The 14,476-nt window shown below is 71.3% G+C and carries 15 protein-coding genes and 1 pseudogene; 7 read left to right on the forward strand and 9 right to left on the reverse strand.

Going from position 1 to position 14,476, the window contains the following annotated elements; genetic code table 11:
• Positions 1 to 34: 34 nt before the first annotated feature.
• The 3 genes from K4G64_RS12885 to K4G64_RS12895 all read right to left on the reverse strand — a co-directional run bounded on the left by K4G64_RS12885 (position 35) and on the right by K4G64_RS12895 (position 2,631).
• On the reverse strand, positions 35 to 1,123 hold the full coding sequence (locus K4G64_RS12885) for a C40 family peptidase (protein ID WP_221756162.1): 1,089 nt from the start codon (positions 1,121 to 1,123) through the stop codon (positions 35 to 37).
• A 230-nt stretch (positions 1,124 to 1,353) separates the two neighbouring features.
• Positions 1,354 to 2,172 (reverse strand): class I SAM-dependent methyltransferase, encoded by an 819-nt coding sequence (locus tag K4G64_RS12890; RefSeq protein WP_221756163.1) that lies wholly within the window; start codon positions 2,170 to 2,172, stop codon positions 1,354 to 1,356.
• Between the two features lie 30 nt (positions 2,173 to 2,202).
• Positions 2,203 to 2,631 (reverse strand): CPCC family cysteine-rich protein, encoded by a 429-nt coding sequence (locus tag K4G64_RS12895; RefSeq protein WP_221756164.1) that lies wholly within the window; start codon positions 2,629 to 2,631, stop codon positions 2,203 to 2,205.
• Between the two features lie 356 nt (positions 2,632 to 2,987).
• Here K4G64_RS12895 and mshA point away from each other — a divergent pair, with 356 nt between their 5' ends.
• The gene (mshA, locus tag K4G64_RS12900) at positions 2,988 to 4,325 is read left to right on the forward strand and encodes a D-inositol-3-phosphate glycosyltransferase (protein WP_221756165.1); all 1,338 of its coding nucleotides are present in this window, start codon (positions 2,988 to 2,990) and stop codon (positions 4,323 to 4,325) included.
• Positions 4,318 to 4,830, forward strand: coding sequence for a YbjN domain-containing protein (locus K4G64_RS12905; protein WP_221756166.1), 513 nt, complete (start codon positions 4,318 to 4,320; stop codon positions 4,828 to 4,830). Before mshA ends, K4G64_RS12905 begins: the two co-directional genes overlap by 8 nt.
• A gap of 25 nt (positions 4,831 to 4,855) precedes the next feature.
• On the opposite strand, the gene K4G64_RS12910 is transcribed toward K4G64_RS12905, so the two are convergent.
• Positions 4,856 to 5,665 carry an AraC family transcriptional regulator gene (locus K4G64_RS12910; protein WP_221756167.1) on the reverse strand — a complete coding sequence of 270 codons (810 nt, stop codon included), beginning with the start codon at positions 5,663 to 5,665 and terminating at the stop codon, positions 4,856 to 4,858.
• 49 nt (positions 5,666 to 5,714) lie between these two features.
• Between K4G64_RS12910 and K4G64_RS12915 the strand changes: the two genes are divergently transcribed.
• The gene (locus tag K4G64_RS12915; RefSeq protein ID WP_221756168.1) at positions 5,715 to 6,152 is read left to right on the forward strand and encodes a DUF2000 domain-containing protein; all 438 of its coding nucleotides are present in this window, start codon (positions 5,715 to 5,717) and stop codon (positions 6,150 to 6,152) included.
• A 136-nt stretch (positions 6,153 to 6,288) separates the two neighbouring features.
• Complete coding sequence (locus K4G64_RS12920; RefSeq protein ID WP_260460392.1) at positions 6,289 to 6,987, forward strand: hypothetical protein; 699 nt, start codon at positions 6,289 to 6,291, stop codon at positions 6,985 to 6,987.
• Positions 6,988 to 7,054: 67 nt separating this feature from the next.
• Here the strand turns inward: K4G64_RS12920 and K4G64_RS12925 are convergent, their stop codons facing one another.
• Positions 7,055 to 7,486: a nuclear transport factor 2 family protein gene (locus tag K4G64_RS12925; RefSeq protein WP_221756170.1), complete on the reverse strand. Its 432-nt coding sequence runs from the start codon at positions 7,484 to 7,486 to the stop codon at positions 7,055 to 7,057.
• A gap of 184 nt (positions 7,487 to 7,670) precedes the next feature.
• On the opposite strand from K4G64_RS12925, the pseudogene K4G64_RS12930 reads away from it, so the two are divergent.
• Both K4G64_RS12930 and K4G64_RS12935 read left to right on the forward strand, forming a co-directional pair.
• Positions 7,671 to 7,922, forward strand: a pseudogene (locus tag K4G64_RS12930) (DUF6233 domain-containing protein); the annotation flags it as partial.
• Positions 7,923 to 8,139: 217 nt separating this feature from the next.
• Positions 8,140 to 8,676: a GNAT family N-acetyltransferase gene (locus K4G64_RS12935; protein WP_221756171.1), complete on the forward strand. Its 537-nt coding sequence runs from the start codon at positions 8,140 to 8,142 to the stop codon at positions 8,674 to 8,676.
• Here the strand turns inward: K4G64_RS12935 and K4G64_RS12940 are convergent.
• Positions 8,639 to 9,904 (reverse strand): MFS transporter, encoded by a 1,266-nt coding sequence (locus tag K4G64_RS12940; RefSeq protein ID WP_221756172.1) that lies wholly within the window; start codon positions 9,902 to 9,904, stop codon positions 8,639 to 8,641. The genes K4G64_RS12935 and K4G64_RS12940 overlap by 38 nt on opposite strands.
• Before the next feature lie 194 nt (positions 9,905 to 10,098).
• On the opposite strand from K4G64_RS12940, the gene K4G64_RS12945 reads away from it, so the two are divergent.
• Positions 10,099 to 10,860 carry a phosphoglyceromutase gene (locus K4G64_RS12945; protein ID WP_221756173.1) on the forward strand — a complete coding sequence of 254 codons (762 nt, stop codon included), beginning with the start codon at positions 10,099 to 10,101 and terminating at the stop codon, positions 10,858 to 10,860.
• Between the two features lie 78 nt (positions 10,861 to 10,938).
• Here K4G64_RS12945 and K4G64_RS12950 read toward each other — a convergent pair whose 3' ends face one another.
• From K4G64_RS12950 to K4G64_RS12960, 3 genes are all read right to left on the reverse strand, one after another.
• The gene (locus K4G64_RS12950) at positions 10,939 to 12,174 is read right to left on the reverse strand and encodes a tyrosine-type recombinase/integrase (protein ID WP_221756174.1); all 1,236 of its coding nucleotides are present in this window, start codon (positions 12,172 to 12,174) and stop codon (positions 10,939 to 10,941) included.
• Positions 12,175 to 12,259: 85 nt separating this feature from the next.
• Positions 12,260 to 12,511: an AlpA family transcriptional regulator gene (locus K4G64_RS12955; protein WP_221756175.1), complete on the reverse strand. Its 252-nt coding sequence runs from the start codon at positions 12,509 to 12,511 to the stop codon at positions 12,260 to 12,262.
• A gap of 489 nt (positions 12,512 to 13,000) precedes the next feature.
• Entirely contained in the window at positions 13,001 to 14,476 is a 1,476-nt protein-coding gene (locus tag K4G64_RS12960) for a virulence-associated E family protein (RefSeq protein ID WP_221756176.1), read from the reverse strand.

A 14,476-nucleotide genomic window follows, 5' to 3' on the forward strand; every position in this document is an offset into this window, starting at 1 on the left:
GGGTGTCCGGTATTCGGTGTGCCGCCGTCCGCGGTCAGTTGGAGCCGGTGCCGGGGTCCGGGCGTACCACCCCGAGGATGGGCATGGATCCCGCCCCCGCAATCGTCACGGTCCGGCCGGGACGCGGGGCGTGCACGATCGCCCCGTCGCCGATGTACATCGCGACGTGGCTGGCGTCGCCGAAGTAGATGATGAGGTCGCCGGGCCGCATGTCCTGGACATCGATGTGCCGCAGCTGCTTCCACTGCTCCTGCGAAGTGCGGGGTATGCCGCGGCCGGCGGATATCCAGGCCTGTGACGTCAGTCCCGAGCAGTCGTAGGTCCTCGGGCCCTCGGCGCCCCACTGATACGGCTTGCCGATCTGGGCCGTGGCGTACTTCACGGCCTTCTTGCCCTGCTCCGAGGCCTTTCCGTCGATCTCGTCGAGGATGCCGGAGTCGAGCCAGGCGGTCTGCGCCTTGTTCGCGGCCTCCTTCTCCAGCTCGGCGAGGCGGTCCTGCTCCTCCTTCTGCAGCGCGGACTCGAGCTTCTCCGCCTGCGCGATCTGCTTCTCGATCTTCTTCTGCGCCGCGGCCTTGGCCTTGCGGCCCGCCTCCAGCTTCTTCAGCTGCGCGGAGGCGTCCTTGGCGTACTGCTCCAAGTCATCCTGCGTACGCGTCAGTTCGCCGAGCAGGCCCTTCGTCGCATGGTGGCCCTCGCGGACCCGGCCCGCGCCGTCGAGAAAGTCCTGCGGATCGTCGCTCAGCACCAGATGGGCCTCCGGGGGCAGTCCGCCACCGCGGTACTGGGCGGCGGCCGCGGCGCCCGCGCGGTCCTTCAGCTTCCTGAGCTTCTCCTGGCCCTTGACGATTTTCTTGGCCAGTTCGACGACCTGGGTGGACTGTTTGTCCGCCTTCTCGTCGGCGGCGTTGTACTCGTCGGTGGCGCGGGCCGCGGCGCGGTACAGCTTGTCGAGCTTCTTGCGGACGGCCTCGAGGTCCTTGGCGGGCGCGAGGGTCGCTCCCGTGCTCGGGGTGGGCGAGGGGGTGGGGTTCGCGAACGCCGTGCCCGGTGCGGCCAGTACCGTGACCGCGCAGACCACGGCCACCGCCGTCGCCATCAGGCCACGCTTGCCCGTTCCCATACCTCAGCCCCCAAACTGATTAACCGTCAGTAACTTGCGGTTCGCCTGGGGATGCTGCCATGTCGGCTCGGAAAGCGACAGGGGTAGTACTTCCCGCCACTCCCTCGCCGATATGCCCCGGCAATACGATCTCCCCGTCAGTGTGACGAACGACTCAAAGAGATCGTTCCAACGGGCCCTGACCGGTTCGTCGTCCGATCCCTGACCGGCCCCTGTCCGGACCCGAGAGCTCAGCCGCCCGGGGCCAACGCCTCCCACCGCACCGTCACTTCGCCCTGCCGCCACCGCACCGGCCCGTCCGTCACCGGCCAGTCCGCCGTCAGATCCCGCACCGCCCGGATCCAGCGCTGGCGGGCGCCGTAGGAGGCGTAGGGCGCTGCCGCCGCCCAAGCGCGGTCGAAGTCACGCAGGAAGGCGTGCACCGGCTCGCCCGGGACGTTGCGGTGGATGAGCGCCTTAGGCAGGCGTTCGGCCAGGTCCGAGGGGCGTTCCAGGGAGCCCAGCCGGGTCGCGAAGGTGACCGTGCGCGGTCCCTCCGGCCCGAGCGCCACCCACACGTGGCGGCGCCCGATCTCGTCGCAGGTCCCCTCGACCAGCAGCCCGCCGCGCGACCCGGTCACCGGGTCGGCCGGGGCGAGCCGCGCGCACAGCCGCTCCCACACGGCCGCGACCTCGCCCTCGTCGTACTGCCGAAGGACGTTCGCCGCGCGGACGAGCAAGGGCCGCTGGGGGATCGGGATCTCGAAGCCGCCGTGCCGGAAGACGAGCCCCGCCCGTGCGTAGGGCAGCGCCGCCGCGACCCGGGCCGGTTCGATCTCGACGCCCACCACGCGCGTGCGGGGCGCGACCGTGCGCAGGCGCTGAAGCAGCTCGACGGCGGTCCAGGGGGCGGCACCGTAGCCGAGGTCGACCGCCACGGGGTCGGCGGCACGGCGCAGCTCGGCGCCGTGCGTGGCCGCGATCCAGCGGTCCATGCGGCGCAGCCGGTTGGGGTTGGTCGTCCCGCGCGTCACCGTGCCGAAGGGGCGGGCGGCTGCGCGGGGTGTCATGCGTACGAGGTTAAGCGGCCGCCGGCGCTGTCAGGGCGCGAGGTGCCGCCGCCAGTAGGTGGGGCGCCAGTAGTAGAGGGTGGTGAGGTCGCCGGGCATCGGGTCGTGGGCCGGACCTTGCTCGAACGGGTCCCGGTCCGGGTCGGCGGGCCGGAAGCCCGGGTCGACGGGCTCGTCGTCCCGTGCGGGCCGTACGTGGCGCCGCATCTCCTCGGTGACCGCGCCGATCCGCCGGTAGTTGGCCTGTGCCTCGATCAGGCTCAGCCCGTGGTTGGGGCCGAAGCCGGCCGTGGGGTGGCGGAGCTGTGAGGGATCCTCCTCCCAGTAGCAGACCGGGCAGATCTCGTAGGCCCACAGCTCGCCGAGGGTGCGGTGGCCGCAGCACGGGCAGGGGAGGAGCTCCTCGGGCGGAGGCTGAGGCTGAGGCGGCGGTGCGGGGTGGTGCCGTGGGCCTGTCATGCCGGTGAGGGTAGGGGTGGCGGGGGCGCTCCGCCTCGCCTTTTCGCTCGAAGCCGTCGCTGGTGTCCTCGTCCGGGGCGCCCGGCCCCTGGGAGGCACCGTCGAGCGACAGGAACTCCTGCACCACCAGTTTCATCACGCGCCACCCTCTTCCCGCTTGTCACGTCACGTCCGCAGACATTGCAGGCGCGGGAACCAACCCGCCCCTCCATCCCTCGAACGGTTGAGCGACAAGCGGTAATGATTCGGTAAAACTCCCGAATCCGGAAATGGAGCACCTCCCTCCGGTGTTGGACCCCGTCGAAGGGCGCCGTGCGCCCTGCGACAGGCATGCCCGAGGCGAGGAGGAACGCCACGTGAGCCAGTACATCGGCAGGCTCGGTCGGCGCTCCACGTCGCCGTCCGCGCGCCTGCGGCTGCACCGCAGGCCCCGCCGCGTCGCGATGCTCTCCGTGCACACCTCCCCGCTCCACCAGCCGGGCACCGGCGACGCCGGCGGCATGAACGTCTACATCGTGGAGCTCGCCCAGCGCCTCGCCGCGCACGGCATCGAGGTCGAGATCTTCACGCGCGCGACCGCGGCCGCCCTCCCGCCGACCGTCGAGCTGGCCCCCGGCGTCCTCGTCCGGCACATCGACGCCGGGCCCTACGAGGGCCTCAACAAGGAGGACCTCCCCGCCCAGCTGTGCGCCTTCACCCACGGCGTGATGCAGGCCTGGGCCCACCATCGCCCCGGCCACTACGACCTGGTCCACTCGCACTACTGGCTCTCCGGCCACGTGGGCTGGCTCGCCGCACAGCGCTGGGGCGTCCCCCTTGTGCACGCCATGCACACCATGGCCAAGGTCAAGAACGCCAACCTGGCCGCCGGCGACACCCCCGAACCGGCCGCCCGCGTCATCGGCGAGACCCAGATCGTCTCCGCCGCCGACCGTCTCATCGCCAACACCACCGAAGAGGCCGACGAACTCGTCCGGCACTACGCGGCCGAGACGGACAAGGTCGCCGTGGTCCACCCGGGCGTGAACCTCAGCCGCTTCTCGCCCGCCGACGGCCGCGCCGCCGCCCGGGCCCGCCTGGGTCTCCCCCAGGACGCGCTGATCCCGCTCTTCGTCGGCCGTATCCAGCCCCTGAAGGCCCCCGACGTGCTGCTGCGCGCCGTCGCCGTCCTCCTCGACGAACGCCCCGAACTGCGCTCACGCATGCTCGTGCCCGTCGTCGGCGGCCCCTCCGGCAGCGGCCTCGCCAAGCCCGAGGGCCTGCAGAAGCTGGCCGCGCGCCTCGGCGTCGCGGACGTCGTACGGTTCCGCCCGCCGGTCGGCCAGGAGCAGCTCGCGGACTGGTTCCGCGCCGCGTCCGTGCTGGTCATGCCCTCCTACAGCGAGTCCTTCGGCCTGGTAGCCATAGAGGCGCAGGCGGCCGGCACGCCGGTGCTCGCGGCGTCGGTCGGCGGCCTGCCGGTCGCCGTGCGCGACGGGCACACCGGCTTCCTCGTCCACGGCCACGACCCGGCCGACTACGCGCGCGTGCTGGGCGACTTCGCCGACGACCCGCGGCTGACGGACCGGCTCGGCGGGCAGGCCGCCCGGCACGCCCAGTCCTTCGGCTGGGACACCGCGGCCGCCGCCACGGCGGACGTCTACACGGCCGCGATGCAGGCGCACCGCCGTCGCGTACGCTCGCTGCATGGGTGAAACCGATCAGGAACAGCGCGCGGCACAGGTCGTCGAGGGAGCGCTGAAGGACGCCGACCTGGAATGGGAGAGCCCCCGGCCCGGCACCTACGTCGCGCAGCTCCCCGGCACCCGCAAGCTCAAGACGACCGTCTCCCTGATCATCGGCCGCCACTCCCTGTCGCTGAACGCCTTCGTCATCCGCCACCCCGACGAGAACGAGCAGGGCTTCCACCGCTGGCTGCTGGAACGCAACCTCAAGCTCTACGGCGTGAGTTACGCCGTCGACCAGCACGGCGACGTCTACGTCACCGGCCGCCTCTCCCTGCCCTCCGTCACCCCCGACGAGCTCGACCGGCTGCTCGGCCAGGTCCTCGAGGCATCCGACGGCGCCTTCAACACCCTGCTGGAGCTGGGCTTCGCCTCGGCGATCCGCAAGGAGTACGCGTGGCGGGTCTCGCGGGGGGAGTCGACCCGCAACCTGGACGCCTTCGCCCACCTCACCCAGCGCCCCGAGCAGCCTTAGCGGCCATGAGCGGCCATGAGCGGCCCTAGCGCCCCGAGCGCTGACCCGCCTTGTAGCGCCCTGGCGGCACCCCCACCAGCCTGCGGAAGTGCCGGGTGAGGTGCGACTGGTCGTAGAACCCGGCCGCCACCGCCGTATCGCCCGGTGAGCGCCCCTCCAGGAGCAGCCGCCGGGCGCGCCCCACGCGCAGGGACGTCAGGTACTGGTGCGGGGCGATGCCGTAGGCCGCGCTGAACGCCCGTACCAGATGGGCGGGATGGGCGCCGAGCAGCCCGGCCGCCTCCCGCAGGGCGACGCCCTCGACGATCCGCTCGTCCAGCAACTCGCGCAGCCGCCGCGCGAGAACGGGATCGGCCGGCCGCGGGGAGGCGGAGTCGCCGCGCAGGTGCCCGCGCAGCCGCTCCCCGACGAACAACAGCCTGCTCTCGGCCTCCAGTTCCTCACCGGGCCGCCCCAGCGCGCCGTGCAACTGCCCCACCCGGCGCCGCAGCAGCGGATCCCGCACATCGGGCCGGTCGACGGCCGCCCCGATGAACTCGTCCCCGAGATGCGTCCCGTCCAGATACAGCACCCGCTTGCGGAAGCCCTCCGGGGTGACGGGGGAGCCGTTGTGCGGCACGTGCGGCGGCAGCAGCGACACGGTGTCGTGCGGGGTGCCGTGCTCGTGCCGGTCGAGGTCGTACCGGACGGCGCCGGTGTCGACGATCAGCAGGGTCCAGGCGTCGTGGACGTGCATCGGATACGCGTACTCGGTGAACCGCGCGTGGAAGACCTCGACGACACCCGGGACGGCGGGCCGCCAGGCGGAGACGATCCGGGAGGACTCGGAGGCCATGCAAAGAACGTACAAGACCCCGGCGAGGGCTGCCGGGCACGCTCGGACCATGGACACCGCACCCTCCCCGGAGCCGATCCGCTTCGACACGAAGATCGCCGTACTGCTGCGCGCCGACCTGGAGCCGTGGCAGCGCCTCAATGTGACGTCGTTCCTGGTCAGCGGCCTGGGAACACAGCTTCCCGAGGTGATCGGCGAGCCGTACGAGGACGCGGACGGCGTGCCCTACCTCCCCATGTTCCGCCAGCCGGTCATGGTCTTCGAGGCCACCAAGGAAACCCTGACCACCGCCCACGCCCGTGCCCTCTCCCGCGCCCTGCCCCGCGCGGTCTTCACCTCCGACCTCTTCGCCACGGGCAACGACCGCGACAACCGGGCCGCCGTACGGGCCGTGCCGACCGCGGACCTGGACCTCGTGGGGCTCGCCGTGTACGGCCCGAGGAACGCGGTGGACAAGGTGGTGAAGGGGGCGCGGATGCATCCCTGAGCGGGGAGCCCGCGGGCGACCAAAGTCGAGCGGGCCCGCGGGCGACCAAAGTCGCGGGCGGGTAGACCAACGGCTGACGACAGGGCACACGGCGCCTCAGGAGACTGACCGCATGGAGGAAGCCAGGAACGTTCCCATGCGCAAGAGTCCACGGCCGCGGGCGGGCGGCGCCACCGAACTCGCCGAGTCGGCCTGGGCCATGGTGCTGTTCTGCGTCGCCTGCGGTGCCGTGGCCGGCGCCCTGCTCCCGCTCCTCGCCCGTCTGCTTCTGGCCCTGCCCTGGGCGCCGCTCGAAGGCCTGGCCGAGCTGCTGACCTCGGTACCGGAGCCCGCCCTCACCCTCGGCACGATCACGGTGGGCATCCTCGGGGGCCTGCTGCTCGGCTTCACGGCGGTGCACGAGTCGCTGTCCGTCCGTGTCACCGACACCCACGTGACCCTGACGATCCGGGGCAGCGCCCGGGAGTTCACCCGCGAGGAGATCTCCGTGTTCTTCCGCGACGGCAAGCAGCTCGTGCTGCTCGGCCCGAGCGGTCTCGAACTGGCCCGGGAGCACTGCGGCCTGAACCGGCGGCGCCTCGCGGACGCCCTCACCGCCCACGGCTACACGTGGGCCGAGCAGGACCCGCACCGCGCCGAGTTCCGCCGCTGGGTCCCCGGCACCCCCGGCCTGCCCCCGGGCGCGAACGCCCTGCTGCGGGCCCGCGCCCAGGCCCGCAAGGGCGAGGACCACGCCGAGGAGGCCCGGGAGCTGCGCGGCGAACTGCTGCGGCTGGGCGTGGTCGTACGGGACGAGGACGGGCGCCAGTACGTCAGGGTCGCCACCGCCCCGTAGCGCGACGGTCCCTCGTCAGCCCGACGGCCCCTCGTCGCGGCGGCCCCGGTGGGCCACGGTGAGGGTGTCAGGGCGTACAGGCCGCGGCGATCGACACGCTGTTCTCGTACAGGTGGTGGCGGGTGATGCGCCCGTCCTCGACGGTGAGCCGCAGCGCGAAGGGCCCCGAGAAGGACTTGCCGGTCGCCCGGACGGTCCCGGAGACGTGCCCGGTCAGCACGGCGTCCTTCCCGTCGACGAGGATCGTGTCCACGGACGCGCGGGCGTCCTCGGGGACGGTGTAGCGGGCCAGGTCACCGGCCTGCGCCGCGCATTCGGCGGCGGTGGACCGGGGCCGGATCCAGGGCACGACGGGGTTCTCGGCGAGCATCCAGTCGACGGTGTCGGCGAAGAGGGCCGTGAGCCCCTCGGTGTCACCGGCGAGGCGGAGTTCGAGGAACCTGCGGACGGTGGAGCGGGTGGCTTCGGCGGTGGTGGTGTCGCTGTCGGTGGGCGTCATGGGACCCAGCCTGCCGGGGGGCCCGAGGGGCGTCGATTACCTCGGAGGTAGCGTCCGCCACCCCCGGAGTCGCCTCCGCGCACCGCCGGAGTGGGCTCCGTGCACGGCCGGTGCCGACGTGGTGCGCGGTGCGCGACGGGCTCCGGGGTGGGAGTACGGCGAACCTGATCCTAGAATCGAACGCATGAACGACCCAGAGTCGCGGCTCGCGCTGCTCCGCTTCCTGGAGCGCGTGCAGGAGCGCGACCTGGCACGCACCCGCCGATGGATCGCGGACGAGGAACGCCGCCAGGCCGAACACCGCCGCGGCCTCCTCGCCCGGCCGCCCGCACCGGACTGGGTGATCGAGCGCGGCCTGTCCGGCCAGGAAGCGGTGTACGTCCATGTCGGCGGCTGCTGGAACGCGGGCCGGCGCGGCAAGGGCGTCGACCGCGACCACGCCCGGCGCTATGGTCCCCATCGCGCGGCCGGCTTCCGGGGGTTCCAGCTCCGCAGGGAATGGTTGCATCCCCGATCTGTCCGGGGGCGGCCCGGAGAAGTCGTCCGGGACCCAACCGACGGTCGGGCTTCGTCGATGGCCAGGAGGAGACCTGCCAGCGCCGGCCGCGCACCCCGGGGAGCATGGTTTCGGCAGGCCGGATCATCATTCCGGTATGTCTGCGAACCAGCCCTCCGCGACCCCGGCCGTCACCCGGCTCGCCCGCTACACGAAGGCCGACCTGGAGGAGATCCTCGGCACCGGCGACGACCCCTTCGGTGTCGCCGGGACCGGTCTGACCTGGCTCCCCAAGGAGGACCACTTCGGTGTCCGGCTCGACGGCCGGCTGGTGGCACACGCCGGGCTGCTCCGGCTGCCGGTCGCCATCGGGGACGTGGAGACGGAGGTCATGGGAGTGGGCGGAGTGGCCGTGGCGCCCGACGTACGGGGGCGGGGCCTGGCCCGGCTCGTGCTCGCGGCGGCTCTCGACCACGCTCGTACGCAGGGCCCGGCGCACGCGCTCCTGTTCTGCCGGGCGCCGCTCGTCCCGCTCTACCAGCGCCTCGGATGGCACCCGCTCGACACGGAGGTGCTCGTCGAGCAACCCGGATCCGCTGTGGTGACCATGCCGTTGTGCACGATGGTGACGCCCCTGCACGACACCGCGCGCCTGCCTACGGGGCGGGTACGGCTGTACTCCCTGCCGATGTGACGGGCTCCTTCTTCTCCGCGTCGTCCGACACCCGCCGCATCAGCACGGCGTACCCCGCCCCGGCCACCGTCCCCACCACCGCGCACAACCCCCACAGCCACTCCGCCCCGAACCGGTCGATGACGAACCCGGACAGCAGCGGAGCGACCAGGGCGGCCACGGACCAGGACATCGTGTACATGCCCTGGTAGCGCCCACGCCCGTGCACCGGGGACAGCCGTACGACGAGACTCGTCTGCGTGGGCGCGTTGACGATCTCCGCCAGCGTCCACACGCACACGGTGAGCGCGATGACCCCCAGGGACCCCGCGAAGGCGGTGAGCGCGAAGCCGTACCCCGCGAGGACGGACGAGACGACCAGCAGCCGGCGGGGATCCCGGTGCTCGATGAAGCGGGTGACCGGGATCTGGAGGATCACGATCAGCACGCCGTTGACGGCGATGGCCATGCCGTACTCGGCCGGGGTGAATCCGGCCTCGCCCATCGCCACCGGCAGTCCCACCGCCCCCTGCTGGAAGATCAGCGCGACCAGGAAGGACAGCCCGACGACACTCATGAACGGCCCGTCGCGCAGGACGGTGCGCAGGCTCACGGAGTCGTCCCGGGGAGCCGCCTCCGTCACGGTCGCGGTGGGCTTGGACTCCGGCAGCCGCAGGAAGACGAGGACCGCGCAGACCATCGTCATGCCCGCCTCGATCAGGAACCCGGCGCGGTAGCTGACCTCGGCGATGAACCCGGCGGCCATGGAGGAGACGGCGAAGCCGAGGTTGATGGCCCAGTAGTTGAGGGAGAAGGCGCGGATGCGGTCCTCGGGCCTGACGATGTCGGCCATCATCGCCTGCACGGCCGGCCGCGAGGCGTTGCTCGCCATGCCGACGAGGAAGGCGACGCCGGCGATCGCCACCGGGTCGCGCACGAACCCCAGCAGCGCCACGGACGCGGCGGTCGAGGACTGCGCGATCAGCAGGGTCGGCCGCCGGCCCAGCCGGTCGGTCATCACCCCGCCGCCCAGCGAGGAGACCACCCCGCCGAGCCCGTGCAGCGCGGCGACGAGACCGGCGTAGGTGGCGGAGTAGCCGCGGTCGAGGGTCAGGTACAGCGCCATGAACGTGGCGACGAAGGCGCCGAGCCGGTTGACCAGCGTGCTGGTCCACAGCCACCAGAACTCGCGGGGGAGACCGGAGACCGTCTCCCGGACGGCGCGTCGGGCACGCAGGGCGTACGGCATGGATCCCCCCGGAGGCAACGAGACGTCGGCGGCGCCGGATGAGCGGCGCTCACGGCGCCTGTAAGCGGCGCCGACAGCATGCGCAAATTACAATCCGCCGGTTGTCAGGGGCCACTCGATTAGCAGATCCGGTCAAACGTCCGCCTGGCGGGCAGCCACGCGAACGGGCGAAAGCGTGGATTACGCTCTGAGGCATGGCCGACGCACCGTACAAGCTGATCCTCCTCCGCCACGGCGAGAGCGAGTGGAACGCGAAGAACCTGTTCACCGGCTGGGTGGACGTCAATCTCAACGAGAAGGGCGAGAAGGAGGCAGTCCGCGGTGGCGAGCTCCTGAAGGACGCCGATCTCCTGCCCGACGTGGTCCACACGTCCCTCCAGAAGCGCGCGATCCGCACCGCGCAGCTGGCCCTGGAGGCCGCGGACCGCCTCTGGATCCCCGTCCACCGCAGCTGGCGCCTCAACGAGCGCCACTACGGCGCCCTCCAGGGCAAGGACAAGGCCCAGACGCTCGCCGAGTTCGGCGAGGAGCAGTTCATGCTGTGGCGCCGGTCCTACGACACCCCGCCCCCGCCGCTCGGCATCGACGCCGAGTACTCCCAGTTCCACGACCCGCGCTACGCGACCCTCCCGCCGGAGCTGCGCCCCCGCACGGAGTGCCTGAAGGACGTCGTCGTCCGCATGCTCCCGTACTGGTTCGACGCGATCGTCCCCGACCTGCTGACCGGTCGCACGGTCCTGGTCGCGGCCCACGGCAACTCGCTCCGCGCCCTGGTCAAGCACCTGGACGGCATCTCCGACGCGGACATCGCGGGCCTCAACATCCCCACGGGCATCCCGCTCTCCTACGAGCTCGACGCCGACTTCAAGCCCCTGAACCCGGGCGGCACGTACCTGGACCCCGAGGCGGCGGCAGCGGCCATCGAGGCGGTCAAGAACCAGGGCAAGAAGAAGTAGGTTTCGTGATCACGCCCCTGACCTGCGCACACGGCGCAAGTCAGGGGCGTTTTCACAGCCTGGGCCCACTGTGGGCCCTCAGTGCCCCGGATCGTGCGGCCGGAGCGCGCGACCGATGGCGTTCCGGGCCCGGTCCCGGCTGCTCGGCATGAGGTGCGCGTACACCTTCAGCGTCAGCCCCGGGTCGGAGTGTCCGAGGTACTCGCTGACGGCCTTGATGCTCTCGCCGGCGTCCAGGAGAACGGACGCGTAGAAGTGCCGGAGCGCGTGCATGCCGTGTTCGCGAGCGGCCTCGTGCTCTCGGCTCTTGGCCTTGGGGATGACGCCCACCTTCGCGAGGGCAGGCTTCCAGTGGTCCTCATTCAGCGAAGTACGCCAGACGTGCCCGCCGCGCGGCCCGCTGAAGATGAGTCGCTTGGTCACGGGCTGACCGCTCGCGCGCATCCACGGCAGGGTGACTTCGACCGGCGGGAAGCGCTTCATGTGCTCTTTCAGCGCCTCCGCTACCGGCTCGGGCAAAGGCACGTCCCGGAGCTTGCCGCCCTTGGGGGGCGCGAACACCGGCTTACTCAGGCTCAGCTTAAGTTGCTGCACGACGTGCAGCGTGCCGCTGTCGAAGTCCAGCTCATCGACGCACAGTCCCAGGATCTCGCCCTGTCGCAGTCCGCAACCGGCGCCCATGTCGACCATGGTCCGGAAGCGCTCGACCATGGCGTCACGTACGGCGAAAACGCGGTCAGGCTGCCAGGGGACGACACGGCGGGTACCCATCTCGGGGAGCGTCACCGTGCGCGAGTTGCACGGGTTCCGGCGCAGGTAGCCGTCCTCTACTGCCGCGGAAAGGACAGCGCGGACGTTGGAGAAAATCACGCGGGCGTAGGCGCCAGACATGCCGGAGGCTTCGAGTTGGGTCACGAACTCGCGGATGTGGCTCGGCTGGAACGATCCCAGCGCGCGTGACCCGATGCGCGGAAAGGCGTGCAGGCTGAGCTGAGATTGCATCGACGCTCGAGTGTTCGGGTCGCCGCTCTGGCTCGCCAACCACCCTTCCGCGAAATCCTGAAACGACGTCCGGGACGCGTTCGGGTCGATGTAGTCGCCGCGAGCCACGTCCGCCGCCATCTTGGTCAGCCACTGCTCGGCGAGGCGCTTCTGTCCGTCGGCGAACGACTTGCTTTTGCGCTTGCCGTCGGGTGCGAAGTAGCGGGCCCGGTAGCGCATGCCGGCTCCGTACCGGGCTGTCTTGACCTTGCTGCTCTTGCCTGCGGAGTTGATTTCGGTCTTGAACCAGCGGTCTTGGATGCTGCCTGCCATGTGGGGCGCGATCCCTTCTGGACATGGGCCGGGGAGGGCCACGGTGTGGCCCTCCCCGGGGTGTTGGGTTCGGGGTGCGGCAGGCTCAGGCCGCGTCGGCGAGGGCGGTTCGTTCGGCCTCCCACGCCCTGACGGCGGCGGGGTTGAAGCGGAGGTAGCGGCCAACGCGGAAGCCGGGCGGCCCGATGCGCTTGCGGCGCCACTGGTAGACGGTTTCGACGCTCGGGAGGCTGAACATGGTGACCAGGTCCTCGGGGGTCAGGTAGCGGTCCGGGACGCCGCCGCGCAGGAGAGCGAGCAGGACGCCAATCAGGTCGGTCGGCTCTTCGGTGGCCATGGGTTCTGTGACTCCTCATGTCCGTCGCGGGGTGGGGTGAGGTCTTCTGCGATCGCGGGCGCGCGAGCCCGGAGGGCTCGTCTGTCCGAGGTTGGGATTTCTGCGTCACAGCGTCACGTGCGTCATCCAGGGCCCTGACCTGGGGGAATGCGTGACACAGCGCGGCGGGGGTGCGTCACTGCCGCGTCACCTGCGTCACGGTGGCGTGACGCAGGTGACGCAGGATGACGCAGACGGATCGGCTCTGCGTCACGCTCCTTCCGGCTGGTCAGGGGCCGTTTTCCGTCGTGTGTGACGCAGGTGACGCAGCGTTCCCCTACTTAGGAAAAAGAGGGGGTGGTGTCTGTTGTTGTGCGCGACTCAGAGCGCGAAGAAGGAGCCGCTCCGCGGCACGTCGTTTGGGCGGTGCTGCGCACCGAACAGCAAGAGGAGCACCCATCGCCGCGTCGGCCCGGGTGCTCTTCTTGCTGTTGTGCGGTGACCTCGCGTTCAGAACGCGGCCCCCTGTTGCGGGCCGGGTGCCGGCGCGGGTTCGCTGAGCTCGATGTAGCGGGCCTCGCGGGTACGTCCCCAGTCCACGACCAGGCCGCGGGCGGCGAGGGTGGGCTGAAGGCGCTTGAGCCGGTCGGAGAGGACCTTTCCGGTGGTCGGCCACCCCTTGGGCAGCGGACGGCAGTCCTCGCCGCTGTAGAGCCGGGTGAGCAGGTGCAGCCACTCCGCGGACGTCATCTGCTCCCGTGCCCCGGGTTGCATGCTGGCCGCGTACTGGAGCACGGTCTGCGCGAGCAGGTCGCCCTCGATGACGTCGTCGTTGAGGTCGTCCAGCCCGGCCCGGTAGGCCGCCAGCGCCCCCAGGCCCATGGCCGCATCGAGCTGCGCGCACAGGTGGGCGAAGTCCGCCATCCGCAGGTCCGTCGGCGTCTCAGCGGTGGCGGCGCGGACCTTGACGGTCAGGTCCAGCAGGGAGCCGAGCATGACGGGCAGGGTTTCGGCGTACTCCGCCCACAGCTCCGCTTCGGTGCGCCGCACCTTCGGGCGTTCGAGCCGGAGCGGCAGGAGGCGTTCGGCGAGGTCGGGGCGGATGACGCCGACGTCGATGCCGGTCAGGAGCAGGGGGCGGCGGTAGCGGGCGCGAAAGACGTCTCCGTCGGTGAACAGGGCGCGCTTGACGCTCTCGGCTCCGGTGACGATGCAGCACATGGCGTCGGACAGGTCCGGGGTCATGTGGGAGAGGTTGTCCAGCGCGGTGACCCACCCGGCCGCGACCGCGGCGATGAGGTTGTCCTCGTCCTTCGGGGCGCGACGCAGGTCCCCGGTCATGCCCTCGATGAGCCGGATCAGCATCCGCCCGCCGGTGGACTTCCCCGCGCCTTGGGGGCCGGTGAGGAAGGGGGCGGGGACGGGCACGGAGGGTTCCAGGCAGCCGATCAGCCAGGCCATGGCCAGGCACTCGGTCTCGGCGCCTGCGAAGTTGCACAGCCTGAAGAGCAGGTCGATGCCCTTGCCGTTGGTGTCCTTGGCAGGCAGGGGCAGTTCGCCGGTGAGCTGGGTGCGCCGCCAGCACACTTCGCTCGGGTCGGGGGTGCGGATGTCCCAGCCGGTGGGGTGGATGCGGACGGACTGGCCGTCGTTGCGGCCCAGGTCCAGCCAGGTGGCCCCGTCCAGGCCGGGGGCGACGCGGATGTGGACGGGCTGGACCTGCTCGGTGAGGGCGAGTGCTTCGATCAAGTCGAGTGCCTCCTTCATCGCGGTGCCGTTGAACGTGCCGAGTCCGTCCTTGAACAGGCCGACCATGAGTTCTTGGCGGTGGCTTCCGGTGGTGCCCTGGGAGCGGATCGGGCGGGCCACGGGGTGGCCCTTGCGCTGTGCGTAGACGGTGCCGTCCGCGGTGCGGAAGTAGCGGAAGCGCTCTTGCGCGTAGTCCGCGATGACCTTCCGGGCCGGGTTCTTGTCGTCGTCTTCCAT

It is taken from the genome of Streptomyces sp. WAC04114 (assembly GCF_019733245.1).
Lineage (GTDB): Bacteria > Actinomycetota > Actinomycetes > Streptomycetales > Streptomycetaceae > Streptomyces > Streptomyces massasporeus_A.

Excerpts from the sequence above, each read along its gene's own strand:
- K4G64_RS12885 (WP_221756162.1), bottom strand. The coding sequence starts at position 1,123 with ATGGGAACGGGCAAGCGTGGCCTGATGGCGACGGCGGTGGCCGTGGTC.
- K4G64_RS12890 (WP_221756163.1), bottom strand. The coding sequence starts at position 2,172 with ATGACACCCCGCGCAGCCGCCCGCCCCTTCGGCACGGTGACGCGCGGG.
- K4G64_RS12895 (WP_221756164.1), bottom strand. The coding sequence starts at position 2,631 with ATGACAGGCCCACGGCACCACCCCGCACCGCCGCCTCAGCCTCAGCCT.
- K4G64_RS12905 (WP_221756166.1), top strand. The coding sequence starts at position 4,318 with ATGGGTGAAACCGATCAGGAACAGCGCGCGGCACAGGTCGTCGAGGGA.
- K4G64_RS12910 (WP_221756167.1), bottom strand. The coding sequence starts at position 5,665 with ATGGCCTCCGAGTCCTCCCGGATCGTCTCCGCCTGGCGGCCCGCCGTC.
- K4G64_RS12915 (WP_221756168.1), top strand. The coding sequence starts at position 5,715 with ATGGACACCGCACCCTCCCCGGAGCCGATCCGCTTCGACACGAAGATC.
- K4G64_RS12920 (WP_260460392.1), top strand. The coding sequence starts at position 6,289 with ATGCGCAAGAGTCCACGGCCGCGGGCGGGCGGCGCCACCGAACTCGCC.
- K4G64_RS12925 (WP_221756170.1), bottom strand. The coding sequence starts at position 7,486 with ATGACGCCCACCGACAGCGACACCACCACCGCCGAAGCCACCCGCTCC.
- K4G64_RS12935 (WP_221756171.1), top strand. The coding sequence starts at position 8,140 with ATGTCTGCGAACCAGCCCTCCGCGACCCCGGCCGTCACCCGGCTCGCC.
- K4G64_RS12940 (WP_221756172.1), bottom strand. The coding sequence starts at position 9,904 with ATGCCGTACGCCCTGCGTGCCCGACGCGCCGTCCGGGAGACGGTCTCC.
- K4G64_RS12945 (WP_221756173.1), top strand. The coding sequence starts at position 10,099 with ATGGCCGACGCACCGTACAAGCTGATCCTCCTCCGCCACGGCGAGAGC.
- K4G64_RS12950 (WP_221756174.1), bottom strand. The coding sequence starts at position 12,174 with ATGGCAGGCAGCATCCAAGACCGCTGGTTCAAGACCGAAATCAACTCC.
- K4G64_RS12955 (WP_221756175.1), bottom strand. The coding sequence starts at position 12,511 with ATGGCCACCGAAGAGCCGACCGACCTGATTGGCGTCCTGCTCGCTCTC.
- K4G64_RS12960 (WP_221756176.1), bottom strand. The coding sequence starts at position 14,476 with ATGGAAGACGACGACAAGAACCCGGCCCGGAAGGTCATCGCGGACTAC.